The sequence below is a fragment of the Bacillus norwichensis genome (genome assembly GCF_014836955.1).
GTDB classification, from domain to species: Bacteria; Bacillota; Bacilli; order Bacillales; family Bacillaceae_C; genus Siminovitchia; species Siminovitchia norwichensis.
In genome coordinates, this window is record NZ_JACSPV010000005.1 from 16,042 (window position 1) to 33,750 (window position 17,709).

Here is a 17,709-nt window from a genome sequence, read left to right on the forward strand (position 1 = left end):
TTTAAATGCAGGTCACTTTCATTACCTTAGGTTTATTTTATGAGTTGAACCACTCGTTTTGGTTTGCTGTTAGCAACTTCCACAATCATTCCTTTTACCTGTTCTAATGGCACATGCTCTAATGTATTTATGAAATGGTATAATTCCGAAGCACCGACAGGTTCCGCCTTCCCAATATGAATTTTCGGGAAGATCTGTTCTTTTTGTATTTCATTCTCATTTAACAATTCCTCGTACATTTTCTCCCCCGGCCTGATACCGGTATATTTGATGCCGATTTCTTCCTCTGTAAATCCTGATAGAGAGATAAGGTTTTTCGCCAAATCGGATATTTTCACCGGCTCACCCATATCCAATACAAATACCTCTCCGCCATGTGCAAGCGTCCCTGCCTGAATCACAAGCCTAGAGGCTTCCGGGATGGTCATAAAATACCTTGTCATATCCGGGTGGGTAATTGTGACAGGACCGCCCGCAGCAATCTGCCTTTTAAACAAAGGAATGACACTTCCTCGACTTCCAAGTACATTTCCAAAACGGACAGCCACAAATTTCGTTGAGCTTTCCTTCGCCATGTTCTGAATAATCATTTCGGCAATCCGCTTAGTCGCTCCCATCACATTCGGCGGGTTGACTGCTTTATCTGTTGAAACAAGGACGAATGTATCTACTGCGAATGCTTCTGCTGCTTCTGCTACATTTTTTGTTCCAAAGATATTGTTTTTAATTGCTTCCTTCGGATTGGCTTCCATCAGCGGCACATGTTTATGAGCTGCTGCATGGTACACGACGCTTGGCCTGTACTGCTCCATAACCTCCATGATTTTGTCACGATCCTGGACATCAGCAATGACTGGAATTATCCCTATATGCTCACCGTATTCCTGGCGCAGTTCCATATCAATGTTATAAATGCTGAATTCTCCATGGCCAAGAAGTATGATCTCTTTCGGGGTAAATTTGCATATTTGCCGGCATATCTCCGAGCCGATGGATCCACCAGCTCCAGTAACAAGCACCTTTTCTCCAGTGATGGATTCTGAGATGCTGCTGATATCCAGTTCTACAGGTTCGCGTCCGAGCAAGTCTTCGACCTCGACATTACGCAGTGCACTTACCTCAATTTTACCCGTCATGACATCTTCCAATAGTGGCATAATCTTGATTTCCACTTCGGTTTTAGCACAAATCTCATAAATGCGGCGTACTTCTTTCTTCGAGAGAGATGGGATGGCGATGATGATGTTTTCGATTCTTTTTTCCTTCACAATTTTCGGTATGTCTGTGATCGTCCCGCATACTTTAATTCCATACATTTCTAGCATGTACTTTCTTGGATCATCGTCTACAAAAGCTACCGGGTCCAACTCTACATCGTTGTTATGCAATAGTTGTCTGGTGACGGTTGTACCACCCGCACCAGCACCAACAATAAGCGTCCTTGCTTTTTTATTTCTTGTTTTAATATAGCGGTCCCGATACATTCTCCAGGAGAACCTTGAGCCGCCGATTAATAGCATATGTAACATCCAAGTTAGAAAAAGGACACGGATATGTACTTGACCCACTCCAACCAACTGGGCAACAGCAGCAGTTACAATTGAAAAAGTCACAGCTTTTGTAATCGTGACCAGTTCGCCCACACTCGCATACTCCCATGCTTTGTGATACAAGCGATAGCGGAAAGCAAAAATATGATGGCTGACTAGAAGGATAAGTGAGCTTACCAATAATAATTTTGAACTGTAAAAATTTGAATATGGATGCAAAATGAAGTAACCGACATAGATCGAAAACAAAACGATGACGGAATCTAGCAGCATCAGCAGCGGTACACGCTTTTGATAGGTCAACATGGATCCCTTCTTTTCTTTTAAATTTTAAAAGGAACAATCAACAGTTTTTATCTGTGCAAAAATTCACAAATCTTTTTTCTATCAATAAGAAATCTATAAAATAAATGCCTAATGAAAACGCACAGATCTATGCACTTTCATTAGACATTTAGTACCTTTAGCCTAATAAAATAGTAAAATATGGGCATCCAACCCGCCCTCACACCACACCAATGACGACTGGCGTCTAAGGTTAGGGGTCCTGTCCCACCCACGGCATGGTCGAGTGTCTCCGTTGATAGCGGTGAGGAGACATAACCGAAAACTTCCAAAACCTTTGGTGAATTAAAAAAGGCCAAAGAGTTTCTTCTTTTTTACTCGTTCAGGGATTTCTCTAAAAATATCTTTTCCGTCTACAATGGCTTCAGCATTATCCAAAAACATAAACAGGACGTCTGTTCCATATTGTTTGTGGATAGATTCACAAGCTTCTTCCATCTTAAACGTTCGATTGTGCGTATTGTGTGCGTCCGATGCCACAAAGTGAGTGAGATTAGCTTCGATTAGATCCGCAGTGAATTTCTGGATCTTTTTCCCAAAGTAACCAACGAAACTCCCAGCCGTTATCTGTGTAGCTGCTCCGTTTTTCACCAGTTTGTACAATTTCTCTGGCTGTTCTATCAGTTCGGAATTCCTTTCTGGATGAACGATAACAGGTGTAAGACCCTTCATCTGCAGATCGTACAAAAGCTGCTCCGTATAACGTGGCACATGACCAGATGGCAGTTCGACAAATACATAGGAAGAAATGTTAGCTAATGTTAAAATCTCGCCTTGGTCAAAGTCCTCGACCATTTCTCCGTAAATGCGAGTTTCCTGTCCTGGCAAGATTTCTATTTTTACCTGTTCACTTTTGAGGTAATCATTCAGTTCATTCGTCTTTTGAATAATCTCCTCTTTGAAGTTATTATATTTTCCATTTTGATGATGCGGCGTTGCAATGATTTTCTTGATGCCTTCTTCTTGAGCTTTTTGGGCCATAAGCAGGCTTTCTGTAAAATCACCAGCGCCGTCATCAATACCGGGCAATATATGACAATGTATATCTATCAATGCGGTTTCCTCCCCTATTGTATAGACATTATTTAATATTTTACCATTCCACTGGAATTTCCGCATTAGTAAATAGCAAAACTTGTCGATTAGTTAATTTGCCCCATAATAGTAATAATAGTCATTGCTTCTGTTCATCTTTTTATTATTCAAAACAACACCAAGGATTTTACCATTGGCTGCTTCCAACAGTTCTTTCGTTTTAGCTGCTGCTTCAATTTCTGTTTTACCGCTCGAAATAACCAGTACAGTACCATCACATTGATTCGACAGAATCTGTGCATCTGTCACTGCCAAAACAGGAGGAGTATCGAAAATGATCATGTCATATGCGTCTTTCGCCTCTTTGAAAAACTCCTTCATACCTTTTGAGCTTAACAATTCAGCGGGATTTGGCGGAATGGGCCCGGAAGGCAACACATGGAGTAATTCTTCATCCGTCGTTTTGATCGCATCCTTCAACTCCATTTGTCGGGTCAATACGTTTGTCAGGCCAAATGTATTCGTGATACCGAATGTGTAATGCGCTGTCGGTTTCCGAAGGTCAGCATCAATCAACAGCACACGTTTCCCTTGTTGGGCGAATACGATCGCCAGGTTGGCCGTCGTAGTTGATTTTCCTTCACCTGGCCCTGAAGATGTCACCATGATGCTGCGAATCTCTTCATCTATAGACGAGAATTCTATATTGGTCCTAATCGTCCGGTATTGTTCCGAGATTGGAGATTTAGGATTCAGTTTTGTAATCAGCTTTCGCCTTGTAGACTGCATGGCTTTTTTACCTTTGCTACTTCGAACCAAGTGTCTCACTCCTCAGTCTTGGACTTCTTTCTGTCCGAGACATTTTTTGCATATCCTGTTCTTCAAAAGTGGCAATGGCACCGAGAACAGGAAGCTCTAATAGTTTTTCTACATCCTGTTCTGTTTTCACCGTATTGTCCAGATATTCTAATAAGAAAGCAATCCCGATTCCCGCCATAAGTCCTACAATGAAGGCAATGGCAATATTAAGAATTGGCCTTGGCTTTACAGGTGACTGAGTTTCTCCCACTTCCGCTTTTGCAAGGATGCTGACATTATCGACGTTCATGATGTCTACAATTTCTTTTTGAAAAACAGTTGCGATCTGGTTGGCAATTTCCGCCGCTTGATTAGGATCGGGATCCTGTACGGTTATATTGACAACCTGCGAATCTTTTTCACTTTGGACTGTAATTTTTTTATCTAATTGACTGACTGTCATGCCCAAATCCAAGTCTTCATTAACCTGATTTAAAATTGCAGCACTCTTGATAATGACACTATATGTATTAATCAATTGCAGGTTTGTTTGAATTTCTCCCGGATTCACTATAGTCTGGTCGCTCTTCGTCTGATTCACCAATAGCTGTGTAGAAGATTGGTAGATTGGCGTGATAACGAAATAACTGACAATTCCGCTGATCAGAACGGCAGCCATAGTAATGAGCACGATTAAATTTAGACGCTTCCGGATAGTCTCCATAAGCTCTCTGAGACTGATTGTTTCTTCCATGTTATCCTCCTAGACAAACTTTTTAATTTATGGCATGTTAAATCATAGGTTTTTATGTAAAAATAGACCACTAGGTACGATTATATGTCGTATAATAGAAAAAAGCTAGACGTTTTTGAGTGGACGAATACATATTTTACATTTTTTACAAATTCTTAATGTTATTTTAAAAATCAGGGGGATTCATATGCGCAAGTTTTTTACCTTAATCGTCATCGTAATAACAGTCCTCTTTCTCGGTGCAGCTCACTTATATTGGAAAGAGAAGACAAGTGCTTATGCTCCGGCGCCAAAGGTTGAGAAAAAAGATGCAGCTAGTTCGAAAGGGAAAACAAAGAAACCGGTCAAATCGGAGGCAAAGGATGTATTGGCCTCTACGGCTAACTGGCCTAAGAAGGCTCAGGATGCTTTTAAAAAAGCTGTCGAGGAAGGGCGCCCTTATAATATTGCTTTCGTCGGCTCTGAATCAGTCGGTAAAGAGGACGGAGGATGGTCTGTGATGCTCCAAGAAGCAATGGATAAAACATATGGCGATACCGTGGAAGTGGAACTATTTGAATACGCGGAGAGGTCAGATGAATTCATCAATAATGGACACGCTGATGAAGTCGCTAAATTCAATCCGGATTTTGTTTTGTTCGAACCTTTTACATTGAATGATAATGGAAATGTCGAAGTGGAAGACAGCCAAGAAAACATTCTAACGTTTATTTCTACTGTAAAAGAGCAGAATGAGGATGCACTTGTGGTCCTGCAGCCGCCGCATCCGATTCATGGCGCAACCTTCTATCCTTCTCAAGTCAATCAATTGAAAGAATTTGCCAACGTAGAGGGCTTAGACTACCTGGATCACTGGAGTGAGTGGCCAGAGCCGGAAAATGAAGAGCTCCGCACATATTTGCAAGATAAGCAAAGTGCGCCAAACGAAAAGGGACACGAAGTGTGGTTCGAATTTTTGAGAGATTATTTTATAGCGAAGTAAGCGAGGGGACCAGCGGGGAGCTGGTTCCTTTTTTTATTTTGGAGTGCGTGGACAGTAACTATGCTTGGGCGGACAATTGTTTCTAATTTCGGATAGAGTAACTCGGGCAACAGGGTGAGATTTCGAATCGGGGACAGTATCTATAGCAAAATGGATAGTATTTATGAATTCTGGACAGTATCTATAGTAAAACGGATAGCTTTTCAAATCACGGGCAGTATTACAAATTTACAGATGGTATTACTCCTTCCCGGACAGTAATTCGAAATCTCAGACAGTATCCCGGAACTTCGGACAGTAAATCAACATCCCAAACAGTTTTTCCGCTTTTAAGGATAGTGATTCAAAGGCAGAACTTCCACCCTCTCCAGGCCAAGCAGCAAGGTTTTCGAACCTTAAAATTCATGTAAACCTTCACGACTTTTTATGGTACTCTTGTTATTACAACAATCCTGAGGTGTATCATGGGCAGAAAAATTCTTTTTATTTCTATCGGGTTTAACTTGCTGTTCCTTATTATAACGGGGCTCTCTTTCGTTAAGTTTGATAAAGTTGATGCGGGTGCAAAGAAGTCCAATGCTGTCAAAAGAACGGGCTTTCATTATTATGAACGGACGACTTTATTTAACGAGTTGCCAATTCCACCGGGTTCCATCGTATTTTTAGGGGATAGCCTTACTTTCAGAACGGAATGGAGTGAGCTTTTTCCTGGAAAAAATGTGATTAACCGAGGTATTGGCAGTGATACGACGGAAGGGGTTCTTGATCGGCTGGATAGTGTAATTACTGCTCAACCAAAGCAAATTTTTCTTCTTATCGGTGTGAATGATTTAAAGAACCGCAGTGTTTCTGCTACCTTCAAAAGTTATTCTGTCATCATTGATCGAATTCAAACCGGTTCACCCAATACGGAGATCTTTATCCAAAGTTTGCTCCCTGTTAATAACAGCAGGTATGGCAATATTTTAACAAACGATAAAATCAAGAAAATGAACATGAAGTTGCGCTCTTTGGCAAACAGTTCAGGTGTTCACTTTATTGATCTTTACTCCACTTTCGCCAAGGATGATCAGCTTCCGGAAGAGTATACAGTAGATGGAATCCATTTAACTGGAAAAGGTTATATCCTTTGGAGAGAGTCCATAAAAGAATACGTTGGTCCATAAACAAGTGGCAAGGCCCCATAAAATAGAGCCTTGCCCCTGCTTTTACTCTGTATTCGCTTCTTCATCTGGATGTTCGTTGCCTGACTCATCATTTTCTAACTTTGGATCGGATTTAGGTTGTTCATCTTCAGAAGGAGCTTCCGATTCCTCAAGCTCTTCATCATGAGAGCCGTCCACATCTTGATTTTCCGACTCGTCATCATTTTCCCAGTCGTAATAGTCATCTTCATTGTATTCCCAATCTGAGTCGTTCCACTCCCAATAATCATTATATTCATCGTAGAAGTCGAACAAGTTGCTGACCTCTTCCGCACTCATCGGGTTCTGAGACCATGTAATAAATTGGTTATGTACACTGAACATAGGTATTGAAAAGCCTATGGATTCGTCTTCAATCAATACAGCAGAGTTGATGCCGATCACTTTTCCTGTTGTTGCATCCAATAGCGGGCCACCGCTGCTTCCCGGCGCAATCCGGGCATCGATTTGATATACTTTTTCATAATTAAAATCACCTAGGATATCACGGTCGATTCCTGTCAAATATCCGATGGATGCCGTATTTTCCAATCCTCGCGGGCTGCCAAGCGCAATGACTTCTGTACCCGCAGCAGTTTGTGCCATTTCTGTTGACAGCGGTTCTTTTCCAGACAATGAATCAACGCGGATGAGGGCAATATCGACTACATCCGAAATACCGATAACCCGCCCTTGATATTCCGTTCCATCGCTGCTTTTCACCATTACATCTGTAAACCCTGCAACTACGTGGGCGTTGGTTACGACATCCCCTTTATTGGAAAATAAAAATCCTGACCCTTGACTTGTGTCGGTGAAAATAGTAAATACCTTATCTTGGGAATTTTTAATAATTTCTGTTTTACTTTTTGTTTCTGGAGCTTCGGATGCTTTTACCTCTTTCTGCTTTTCCAGCTCTGGCTTCGTTTCAGGCTGTTGTTCTTGTTCTTTCTCTTGATCCTGTTCTTTTTTCTGATCTTTTTCTATGACTTGTGTAGCTGGTTTAGGCTCATGGCCTGCCTTTATTACTTGTACTGGTTCTTCTTTTTTATTAAAAAAGAAAAAGATTCCCAACCCCGTTCCAGCTAATGCGATCAGTAAAGCCAGCAAAGACATGATGAATGTTGAACGTGATCCTTTAGCAGCTTTGATCGGCTTTCCACATTCGCTGCAATATTGACCCCTTTTTTGTTTTTCTGCACCGCAATTTGGACAGTACAATATCCCCACCTCTTTCTTTCTGGGAAAAATTATCTATTTTTGCTAATTATACTATAGGTGGAAGGATATTTAATATGAGCATTTTACAAAATTAGATTTTCACTAAAAATCCGTTCAAAATCGGCTCTGTACATCTTTATTGATCTTTGGAATTTTTCATCGGATGCCAAAGTCAGTGCTAAAACTTTGGCACTTCAGGTAAAGTCCTTTTCCATGCCTTGAAAGCCTTATAAAAAAAGCACTGGATGGTCATTTTCCAGCGGCCATATACTCTATTAACCATTTTACTTTTTTCATCACTGCTTTTTCCAACAATGAGAGTTTTTCTTTACTGTCGGCCATCGTCTTACCTTTTACGGCAAAATAAAATTTACATTTCGGTTCAGTTCCGGATGGACGGATGCAGAACCAAGATTCATCGGAAAGCTTGAACTTCAGTACATTTGACTTTGGCAAATCTATGAGAGACTTTAATCCACTTGGAGCATGTATGGATTCGCCTGCTAAATAGTCTTCCAATTCTATGGTTTGGCTAGGTGGGTCCATTCGAAAGGCATCCATAATACGAGCGATTTGTTTTGATCCATCCTTCCCTTCCAATTTTATAGATTTTAGCGACTCCTGATAGTACCCATATTTTTCAAAAAGACCCGTCAGTACCTCGTACAGCGAATTTCCCTGGTGCTTATGATAAGATGCCATTTCTGCAGCAAGCATCACCGACTGGATTGCATCCTTATCGCGGACGAAATCTCCTATCAGATAACCGCCGCTCTCCTCGTACCCAAATAAAAACTGACACTCTCCTGTACTCTCAAATTCATCTATTTTTTCCGCAATAAACTTAAAGCCTGTCAGCGTATCAATGGTTTTAACCGAAAAATCGGACGCAATGGCTCTTCCCAACTCTGAAGTGACGATTGTTTTGATAATGACACCATTATGTGGCAAGCTTTTTTGCTCAAGCAAGTAATGAAGCATGAGTGCTCCCAATTGATTACCCGTTAACACAACATATTCTCCTGCAGGATTTTTTACCGCGACCCCAAGGCGGTCAGCATCCGGATCTGTTGCCAATAAAACGTCGGCATCGACTTCCTTTGCGTACTGAATGGCGAGCTCAAACACAGCACGCTCTTCGGGATTAGGTGATGTGACTGTCGGAAAATCAGGATCGGGATGCATCTGCTCTTTGACTAAAGTTACATTGTAATTGCCAGCCGCATTAAAAGCTTTTCGGACAAGCTGAGTGGCAGTTCCGTGCAAAGGAGTGAACACAATCCGCAAGTCATTCTGGATTTTTTTGTTCAACCTGATTGTGGTAAGTGAATCAAGATAGGCATTGTCTATTTGATGACCAATATATGTAATATAACCCTGTTGTTGAAGTTCTTTTTCGTGAGGGGGATTCAGTAAAAATTCAGATTCGATTGTTTGAATTTTATTGACAATGCTGTCAACTGCTTGCAACGGAAGCTGCGCTCCGTCTGGGCCATACATTTTTAATCCATTGTAGTCAGGCGGATTATGACTGGCTGTGACCATAATGCCGGCGTACGTCCTGAGATAGCGAACGGCAAACGAAAGCAGCGGTGTCGGTCGAAGATCTTTGAAAAGGAAAGAGCGAACTCCATACATCCCAAGAATTTTCGCCGATTCGAGTGCGAATTCTGGCGACATATGCCTGCAATCGTAGGCAATTGCTACACCACACTTCATCGCGTCCTGCCCCTGATCTGTGATATATTTTGCCAGCCCTGCGGCCGCTTTTCGCACAGTGTAAATATTCATCCGATTTGTGCCTGGTCCAAGACGCCCGCGGATCCCCGCGGTTCCAAACTCTAAACTGTTGTCAAAGCAATCTTCTGGGTTAGGCTCATTCTGCAATTCTATTCTTAGAGGATCTTCAGGGGGCAAGTGCTCCAGCCAATGAGCCATGATCGATTTCCACTGCATTAAGTTTCACGCCTTTCTTTGTGCGAGCCGTAGGGGCTGCGCCAAGTTAGGATAGGAGTTTGGTATTTTGGAATGTTAGCTAGTATTTTGCGAACTTTGGACAGTATTTTTGAAATTAGGATAGTATGCTGCGGGAATTGGATAGTATTTCTATGTCTCGGACAGTATTCCGCAGACTTTGGATTGTATTTCGATATTCGGGACAACAGTGCGGATTTTGAACTGGATTTCTTTACTTTGGACAACTTCCCACGAACTTTGGACAGTATTTCTCAATTCTGGACAGTATCTCCGAACTCCGGACAGTATCTTTCTGACTGCCCCCTACAGAAATCACACTTTTTCAAACGTATCCAAGTACCTCTTTTTCAACTCTTTCATCCTTAGTTCATGACCAGGCTTTCCAAGCAGCGCGAACATATTATTCTTATACATTTCCACGCCTGGTTGGTCGAATGGATTGACTGCGTTCAAATAGCCACTCATTGAGCAGGCTTTTTTAAAAAAGTAGACAAGATACCCAAATGTGTACGCATTGACTCTCGGAATTTCGATGACAAGGTTCGGGACGCCTCCGTCCGTATGTGCAATCTTAGCTCCTTCAAGGGCCTGATTGTTGACAAAGTCCAAGGTTTGCCCAGCCAGGAAGTTCAGTCCGTCTAAATCCCTTTCATCCTTTTTAATCATTATGTCATCAGCTGGATTCAGAACTTTTATTACCGTTTCAAACAGATCACGCCGACCTTCCTGCACATATTGACCGATGGAATGAAGATCAGTTGAATATTGGACGGAAGCTGGAAAGATGCCCTTGTAATCCTTTCCTTCACTTTCTCCAAAAAGCTGTTTCCACCATTCAGCCAGGAAACGCAAACATGGCTCATAATGAACGAACAGTTCTATCGTTTTACCTGTTTGGTACAAAATATGTCGAATGACTGCATATTGATAAGCAGGATTTTCCTCGATAACCGGTTTCCCCAAGTCAAAACGTGCCTGCTCTGCCCCAGTCATAACCTCTTCTATGTCTATCCCACTAACCGCAATCGGAAGCAAACCAACTGGAGTTAATACAGAATAACGACCACCAATATTGTCAGGAACAGCAAATGTTTCGTACTCCTCTATATCGGCTAACGCTTTCAAGACTCCCTTCTTTTGATCAGTTGTAACAAAGATGCGATGTCGCGCTCCCGCTTTCCCATACTTTTCCTCAAGCAAATTACGGAAAATCCGAAAAGCAATGGCTGGTTCCATTGTGGTTCCTGATTTTGAAATGACGTTTATTGAAAAATCTTTGTCATTCAACAGTTTTACCAGATCCGCAATGTAGACAGGACTAAAGGTATGCCCCACATAAAAAATTTGAGGGGTCCGTCTTTCCTGCTTAGATAGGACATTGTAAAAATGATGATTGAGCATCTCTATAGCAGCGCGGGCCCCCAAATAAGAACCGCCGACGCCGATGACCACCAAGACATCGCTTTGATTCTGAATTTTAGCTGCAGCGTCCTGGATCCGTTCACGGTCATTATCTCTAGGAAGATCAACCCAGCCCAGCATCTTGCCATGACTTTGATGCAGTCGGTCATGAATGAAGGTAACCGTATCTTGGAAATGGCACGGTTCATACTCGTCGAAAAAGCTCAATGCGCTCGAGTAATCAAAACCAACATGACTCACAATATCCCCCCTCACAAAATTCTTTATAAAGAACAATCATTTTCTAAAAAAGCACACCTGAACAATGTGCACAAAATTGGCCTATTTCGTTCTTGAAAAAGAACGATTTAATTGATTATAATGCATTCATTTAAAAAAAGCTAGATGTTTTTAAATTTTGATTATCTATAAAAAAAAGCCGTCCTATTATGGTAACCGAGTTCCGTGTTAAGATACAAACAAGGTTAATCTAATATCAAATCTTTTGTGACTTCGCACCAAAAAACACAGTAAACATGAAAAAATAGCTGATGGATTGTCATCCATCAGCTATTTTTTATTCGGCATTAAACCTATCAGGAGCCCAAGCAGCAATTTCATTGTTAGGAACTGAAACTACAAGCCAAGTTTCGTCGCCAAATTGTACTCCTGCTTGCCAACATTCGTATTTTTCGTGAAAACCATTCACAAAAATTGTATACCCATTTTCTAATGTTATAAACAGATGCGGTGTTTTTTCTTCTAATTTTATATCTACAACTTTTTGTCTCCTAATTTTATAAATTCTACTGTATTCTTCATCCTCAGAATAATCTTCAATTTCATCCTCATTTGATGGATATTTTTCGGGTGGACTATCAAATAAACACCATTTTGATTCGATGTTGAGATATAATTGCCCACCATAATCATCCGATCCACCCGAACCTTTGAAATTTGTAAAATAAATCTTTATTGTAGCTGGAGACATCCCAAACTGCATTCCGTCAACTTGCGCCCCTAAGAAGAGATGTTTCAATACTTTTTCCGCATAAATTTTGTACTCTCTATCCATCATACGAACCTTCCTTCTATCTGAAATATATTGTAGAAGCCTTATCTATTAGCCCGATTCTTTGAGCTGGAGTTAATTCTTCTTTATCCCAAGAAGGTTCGTAAGATGGTTAAAGCAATTTGGGATTAAAGTTCGCATATATATAACTTTTTTGGTCTCCTCTGGCGGTTACTAACGGTCTTTCTAATTTAGAAAGTCTCCGCTAAATTTGTTGGATAAAGGAACTGGCAACCTTATCACTTACATTTAATTTTTGAGGACGACCTTCTTTTTTGCTATGCTTTTTTCACTGTCACTTTTGCTGCCTTGCCCGTGTTCCCGGCTTTATCTTTTGCATATATGTTCAAAACTGTTCCGGCTTTTTGTTTCTTTATTTTCACAGAGAAGTTGCCTTTACTATTGACGACGGCAGTACCAAGCTCTTTTTTTCCACTTTTCACGTAGACAGTGGCTCCCTTCTCTGCTTTGCCCTTAACCGTCGTTGTTTTATTTGTTACTTTATTTACTTCAGGTACTTTGGGAGGGATTTTATCCACCACAATGACTTTCCGCTCTTTGCTGGCGTTGCCGGCTTTGTCAGTAGCTTTCACATATAGAGCAGTCCCGGCTTTTCGCTTCGCTTTCAGGGTCACCACATATTTCCCAGCTTTATCGGCCGTAGCTGAGCCAATGACCTTGCCACCGGCTTTAACGGTGACTTTGGAGCCTGCCTCCGCTTTCCCGGTCACTTTCAAATCCCGATTGCTGACCTTGGATACAGTTGGCATGGCTGGCGGCGTTTTATCAATCACTGTCACAGTAGCCGCATCACTTTTGTTCCCGGCTTTATCAACGGCGTATACTTCTAGCTTGGTACCGGCTTTTTGTTTTTTAATCGTGACCGAGAATGACTTTTGGCTATCAGAAACGGCCTTTCCTAAATTTGCAGTACCTGCTTTTACATATACCGTAGCTTCTGCCTCGGCACTACCTTTGACAACGGTATCCCGATCACTCACTTTTTGTACAACTGGTTTGGCAGGTGCTGTGTGATCTCTCGGCTCACCGGGCCCAAAAAAGGTGTAATTAATATTCTTTCCTTTAGAAGTTGGGATCGTTTCATTGCCCGTTGCTTCTTTAACCACCGCGCCCCCACCCCGTAAATTGGCGGTAGATCCCTTGTAAATGCGGGGCCTTATTGTGTTGAAGCCTGGTTCGCTGTTAAATCCGTACTTTCCGCTTTTTTCTTTTAAAAGTAAGGCAGCTCGGAAGTTCGTCATTAATTTTCCGAATGTAAGCTTGGGATCCATATATTTTTTGGCTGCTTTCTCAACAGCTTTGTAGCTATTGCTAGGATCACTGATGATTTCTTTAAAAATTGCATCGCCCTGTTTCGACTGTACTTTTACATATTGCATAAAAAGATAAGATAGGGAATAGTTGGCCAGCACGTCCCCATAATCATCCCAATACAAAAGGGAGTGGCCGTTTGTAACGGAATAGGACGAATTATAATAATCAATCCGGTCTTTTAATACGCTTCCTGTATAAATTTGCTCAGCTGCCATTGCCAGGCCTTCATCGAGCCACGGCTCCATCTCCTCGCCGCCTTCAACCAAAACATTTTGATTAAAGTTCACCATATGCTGAAATTCATGGGCCAGTGTGCTGTATGCGGCTGTTACATCTTTCTCTGATTCCATGCCCATTGTCGGATAGGTGTCGATGTAAAAAATTTCCGACTTGTTCGAGCCTGGCACATCATACAAATCCCTCGAGTAAAAATAACCAGCTATGTATCCTCCGTTATATTCGAATCCATCTTTTATATCGTAACAGAGAATATTGATCTTACCATCGCCGTCCACATCGGACTCATTCCCGAAATCCTCAGTGATCGTCGGGTAAATATTTTCATCAAATTCATCGCCTAACTTCTTTGCATCTTCTTTTGTAAAATTCTTATCATAGCCCCATACATTCGCTTTCTCTCCTATATAAAGAAGCTGGGCTTGAATCTTGTATTCTATGAATTTATCAAAGTCAAAAACATTAAAATTCCGCTTTGTCCCTACTTTATTAAGAGTTTTATACATCAAAGACCTTCCATGCAGCTTCCGATCTTCATGTTTCTCGGTATCGAACGGAAGATTTACATCCATTCGAAAGGCCTCTGGTCTTAAATTTTTCTCTAATTGATATTTTTCGTTATTGATGACAGGAGTCCCTGTAGACTGTTTGCTATTGGGATTCACAGATTCATTGCTGATCAGCATATAATTTTTAGCCGGTTGATTTAAAACATTCGCAGCCGGTTCCCCTGTTTGCGGGCTTACCTGCATTCTGGGATTGGAATCTATCTCGATTTCATTCTCCGCAAATACAGAAGCAGGCATACTTAATAATATAATCAGTATACAAATAAGAGTTCTTTTTATATGTCTCATCCTCTTGACCTTTCTATTGGAAAATAATGACTGTCTAAGAGGATTGTAACCTATGGGGATAAAAATTAAAAATATTTTTTACAACACCGTCTTATTTTCTGGGGTCAGACCCCCACTGCGTTAATTCGTTACTACAGAACAGTCTGCTCCAACAATTCACGCTGCTTCTCCATTCCCTTCTCCTTATAAGCTGCCTTCTCTTTACTCGACAGCCCTTTGAACTCATTTAAAAACTGTTCATACTTGGGAAGCACGCCTTCAACAGAACCATATTCCCTCACCATTCCATATTCAAGCCACAAAATTTTATCGCAGAATCTTTTCATCTGTCCCAAAGAATGGCTAACAAAAATCATGGTTCTCCCTTCCCGTTTGAATTCCTTCATTTTATCCAGACTTTTCTCAGCAAAGGCCTTGTCCCCAACAGAAAGGGCTTCGTCGATGATTAGAATATCCGGGTTCACATTGACCGAAATGGCAAACCCCAAACGAGACCGCATTCCGCTGGAATAGGATTTGACAGGCTGATCGATGAACTTTCCAAGCTCAGAAAAATCAATGATTTCCGGTTCCAGGTCAATAATTTCCTTTTTTGACAAACCGAGCATCAACAGCTTCAGCTCGATATTATCCCTTCCTGATAAATCGCCGTTCAATCCGGCCGCCACCGCGATCAAAGACGCTATTCCGTTCACCTCTAAGCTCCCAGACGTTTCAGGTACAATGCCGGCAATGATGTTAGACAACGTGGATTTCCCGGATCCATTCATGCCAATAAAGCCTACAGAATCGCCTGTCTCTGCTTCAAAGCTTACATCCGCCAACGCATAAAAGTCCTCTCCATAGCTTTTGGGGGTAATGAGGTCCAATATACGCTCCTTATTGCTGTTGTAAAGCTTATATTTTTTTGTGATGTTTTGCGCGATAATCGCTTTTTCCATACTAATCACACCTATAAATAATCTATGAAATGCCTGCGGAATTTCGCATGAATGTTAGCCCCGATTAAAAACAAAGTGATCACAATGCCCCAGAAATAAAGGGAATATTGCCAGTGTACGAGTAAATACCACTCAGTTCCAAACAGCGCAGAACGATAGCCTTCAATCAAATAATACAACGGATTCAATTTAAGAATTGTCGGCAATGGCTCCTCCAAAATGGAAAATTGCCAAAGGACCGGTGACAAATAGAGCAGCATTCGCAGCATCGCATTTAACAGCATATGCACATCCCTAATAATTGTTGATAAAGTTGACGTAATCAGAGAAATAGCAAAGACCAAACAAAAGGAGGCAAAAACAAAATAAATCACTTGCAAAAAATACACGCTGACATAAAAGCCACCCAGTTGGAAAATCACAAACGTGACCCCGAACAAGATAACGTGAGTATAAAACTGTGAAAAAATCGCGATGGCCGGAATGACGCTCATCGGAAAATTCATCCTCGATAACATCCGTAGTCTTGTAAAGACGGATTTTGATCCCTGAATGGTTGACTGGTAAAAAAATGTCCATAAAATGAATCCACCTAACAGCCAATAAATAAAAGGAACCTCATATCCCGGCACTACTTCAATATCCGCACGATGACGGATACTGCCGAATACAAACCAATAAATCAATATTTGAATCATGGGATTTAGGAATTCCCAGGCCATTCCCAAATAATTGCTTTTATTTTTGCTTTTTAATTCATACTGTGACAGCCTTCTGACCAAATAAAAATTCTCAATAAGTTCCTTTATGACCATAACGGCAGATTTCACAAAAATCCCGCCTCTTTGCTATTGAAATATTTCTTTCACCACTTGCTCACTAGCCTTCCCAGTTTCCAGATGGCAAAATTTTTTATAAAAGTCTTCGGACGGTGTGAATTCGGACTGCTCAATACTACGAACTTCTGAAATCACTTCTTCCGTTGTCCGAACCAGCGGTCCCGGCGCTTCTTTTTCAAAATCGAAATAAAACCCGCGCAGCTGATCGCGGTACTCTTCAATATCGTGGACGAAAAAGATCATCGGTCGCTTCAGATTAGCATAATCGAAAAAGACGGATGAATAGTCAGTAACCAGCACATCGGAAATGAGATACAGATCACGGATGTCTCCGTAAGACGAAACATCAAATGCGAAGCCTTCCAAACCGGACAAGTCCAGGTTTTCCGAAACGAGATAATGAAGCCTGAGCAAAATGACGTATTCATTTCCCAATTCTATTTTCAGCGTATCCAGATCAAGCTGCAGATCAAACTTATATCTCCCCTTGGCATAAAACTGATTGTCCCTCCATGTCGGAGCGTACAATATCACCTTCTTATCAATAGGAAGCCCGCAGGCGTTCTTGATCTTGGCGGACTCCACGGCATTATTGGATTGGATTAAAAAATCGTTTCTCGGATACCCGGACTCAATCACTTTTTTCTTAAAATCAAATGCCTGCCTGAATATTTCAGTGGAATAGCCATTTGGGGAAATCAAATAATCCCATTTTGCCGCTTCCTTTTTAAAATTTCGTTTATATTTCTTCGTATTTGTTCCGGGCATATGAATTTGTTCAATATCCAGGCCGAGCTTTTTTAGAGGAGTTCCGTGCCAGGTCTGGACATATATGGTTTGGGAAGGTTTGCTGATCCAAAGCGGAAGCCTGCAATTCGTCACCCAGTACTTCGCTCTTGTCATTAGAAAAAGCCATTTTAAAGAAAAACGGCGGACGATTTTAATCGGTCGATCCTCCAGTTCATGAACCGTTCTTTTATCAACACTCCAGTACATCCTGTAAGTCGGAAAATTTTCCTTCAAGTACTCGTAGATTGCTCTTGGATTATCGCTGTACTGTTTTCCAAGGAAGCTTTCGAAGATGATAAGCTTTTGATCTTTGGGCAGAAAGGAGCCCATGAATCTGAACATCTTTTTATATAGTTTTTTCAGGTGTTTTCTCAGTTTCTTTTTCACAGTTA

13 protein-coding genes and 2 pseudogenes are annotated in these 17,709 nt (G+C 41.3%); 2 read left to right on the forward strand and 13 right to left on the reverse strand.

What is annotated here, in order from left to right; translation table 11 throughout:
* Positions 1–32 precede the first annotated feature (32 nt).
* The 4 genes from H9631_RS04150 to H9631_RS04165 form a co-directional block, all read right to left on the reverse strand.
* Positions 33–1,853: a polysaccharide biosynthesis protein gene (locus H9631_RS04150; RefSeq protein ID WP_191810225.1), complete on the reverse strand. Its 1,821-nt coding sequence runs from the start codon at positions 1,851–1,853 to the stop codon at positions 33–35.
* A 327-nt stretch (positions 1,854–2,180) separates the two neighbouring features.
* Positions 2,181–2,948, reverse strand: coding sequence for a tyrosine-protein phosphatase (locus H9631_RS04155; protein WP_191810226.1), 768 nt, complete (start codon positions 2,946–2,948; stop codon positions 2,181–2,183).
* A gap of 93 nt (positions 2,949–3,041) precedes the next feature.
* Positions 3,042–3,719 (reverse strand): CpsD/CapB family tyrosine-protein kinase, encoded by a 678-nt coding sequence (locus tag H9631_RS04160; protein ID WP_191810450.1) that lies wholly within the window; start codon positions 3,717–3,719, stop codon positions 3,042–3,044.
* Positions 3,720–3,735: 16 nt separating this feature from the next.
* Positions 3,736–4,482: a YveK family protein gene (locus H9631_RS04165; RefSeq protein ID WP_191810228.1), complete on the reverse strand. Its 747-nt coding sequence runs from the start codon at positions 4,480–4,482 to the stop codon at positions 3,736–3,738.
* Positions 4,483–4,669: 187 nt separating this feature from the next.
* On the opposite strand from H9631_RS04165, the gene H9631_RS04170 reads away from it, so the two are divergent.
* Complete coding sequence (locus H9631_RS04170) at positions 4,670–5,464, forward strand: SGNH/GDSL hydrolase family protein (protein ID WP_191810231.1); 795 nt, start codon at positions 4,670–4,672, stop codon at positions 5,462–5,464.
* A gap of 464 nt (positions 5,465–5,928) precedes the next feature.
* Positions 5,929–6,630 (forward strand): GDSL-type esterase/lipase family protein, encoded by a 702-nt coding sequence (locus H9631_RS04175; protein WP_191810233.1) that lies wholly within the window; start codon positions 5,929–5,931, stop codon positions 6,628–6,630.
* A 42-nt stretch (positions 6,631–6,672) separates the two neighbouring features.
* Here the strand turns inward: H9631_RS04175 and H9631_RS04180 are convergent, their stop codons facing one another.
* From H9631_RS04180 to H9631_RS04215, 9 genes and pseudogenes are all read right to left on the reverse strand, one after another.
* On the reverse strand, positions 6,673–7,869 hold the full coding sequence (locus H9631_RS04180; RefSeq protein WP_191810234.1) for a trypsin-like peptidase domain-containing protein: 1,197 nt from the start codon (positions 7,867–7,869) through the stop codon (positions 6,673–6,675).
* A 249-nt stretch (positions 7,870–8,118) separates the two neighbouring features.
* Positions 8,119–9,825, reverse strand: coding sequence for a phospho-sugar mutase (locus tag H9631_RS04185; RefSeq protein ID WP_191810236.1), 1,707 nt, complete (start codon positions 9,823–9,825; stop codon positions 8,119–8,121).
* Positions 9,826–10,158: 333 nt separating this feature from the next.
* The gene (locus tag H9631_RS04190; protein WP_191810451.1) at positions 10,159–11,511 is read right to left on the reverse strand and encodes a glucose-6-phosphate isomerase; all 1,353 of its coding nucleotides are present in this window, start codon (positions 11,509–11,511) and stop codon (positions 10,159–10,161) included.
* Between the two features lie 313 nt (positions 11,512–11,824).
* A complete protein-coding gene (locus H9631_RS04195; RefSeq protein ID WP_191810453.1) occupies positions 11,825–12,322 on the reverse strand; it encodes a hypothetical protein in 498 nt (165 codons plus the stop codon).
* Between the two features lie 16 nt (positions 12,323–12,338).
* A pseudogene (locus H9631_RS22685) lies at positions 12,339–12,572 on the reverse strand (insertion element protein); the annotation flags it as partial.
* A 25-nt stretch (positions 12,573–12,597) separates the two neighbouring features.
* Positions 12,598–14,748, reverse strand: a complete 2,151-nt coding sequence (locus H9631_RS04200; RefSeq protein ID WP_191810238.1) for an Ig-like domain-containing protein — start codon at positions 14,746–14,748, stop codon at positions 12,598–12,600.
* 131 nt (positions 14,749–14,879) lie between these two features.
* Positions 14,880–15,689 carry a teichoic acids export ABC transporter ATP-binding subunit TagH gene (gene tagH, locus H9631_RS04205; protein ID WP_191810239.1) on the reverse strand — a complete coding sequence of 270 codons (810 nt, stop codon included), beginning with the start codon at positions 15,687–15,689 and terminating at the stop codon, positions 14,880–14,882.
* An 11-nt stretch (positions 15,690–15,700) separates the two neighbouring features.
* Positions 15,701–16,519: an ABC transporter permease gene (locus H9631_RS04210; RefSeq protein ID WP_191810241.1), complete on the reverse strand. Its 819-nt coding sequence runs from the start codon at positions 16,517–16,519 to the stop codon at positions 15,701–15,703.
* Between the two features lie 18 nt (positions 16,520–16,537).
* Positions 16,538–17,704 (reverse strand): annotated as a pseudogene (locus tag H9631_RS04215) (CDP-glycerol glycerophosphotransferase family protein); the annotation flags it as partial.
* Positions 17,705–17,709 lie beyond the last annotated feature (5 nt).

What these genes read in the sequence shown, in the direction of transcription:
- H9631_RS04200 (WP_191810238.1), bottom strand. Translation starts at nt 14,748, where the DNA reads ATGAGACATATAAAAAGAACTCTTATTTGTATACTGATTATATTATTA.
- H9631_RS04160 (WP_191810450.1), bottom strand. Translation starts at nt 3,719, where the DNA reads ATGCAGTCTACAAGGCGAAAGCTGATTACAAAACTGAATCCTAAATCT.
- H9631_RS04195 (WP_191810453.1), bottom strand. Translation starts at nt 12,322, where the DNA reads ATGGATAGAGAGTACAAAATTTATGCGGAAAAAGTATTGAAACATCTC.
- tagH (WP_191810239.1), bottom strand. Translation starts at nt 15,689, where the DNA reads ATGGAAAAAGCGATTATCGCGCAAAACATCACAAAAAAATATAAGCTT.
- H9631_RS04175 (WP_191810233.1), top strand. Translation starts at nt 5,929, where the DNA reads ATGGGCAGAAAAATTCTTTTTATTTCTATCGGGTTTAACTTGCTGTTC.
- H9631_RS04170 (WP_191810231.1), top strand. Translation starts at nt 4,670, where the DNA reads ATGCGCAAGTTTTTTACCTTAATCGTCATCGTAATAACAGTCCTCTTT.
- H9631_RS04165 (WP_191810228.1), bottom strand. Translation starts at nt 4,482, where the DNA reads ATGGAAGAAACAATCAGTCTCAGAGAGCTTATGGAGACTATCCGGAAG.
- H9631_RS04185 (WP_191810236.1), bottom strand. Translation starts at nt 9,825, where the DNA reads ATGCAGTGGAAATCGATCATGGCTCATTGGCTGGAGCACTTGCCCCCT.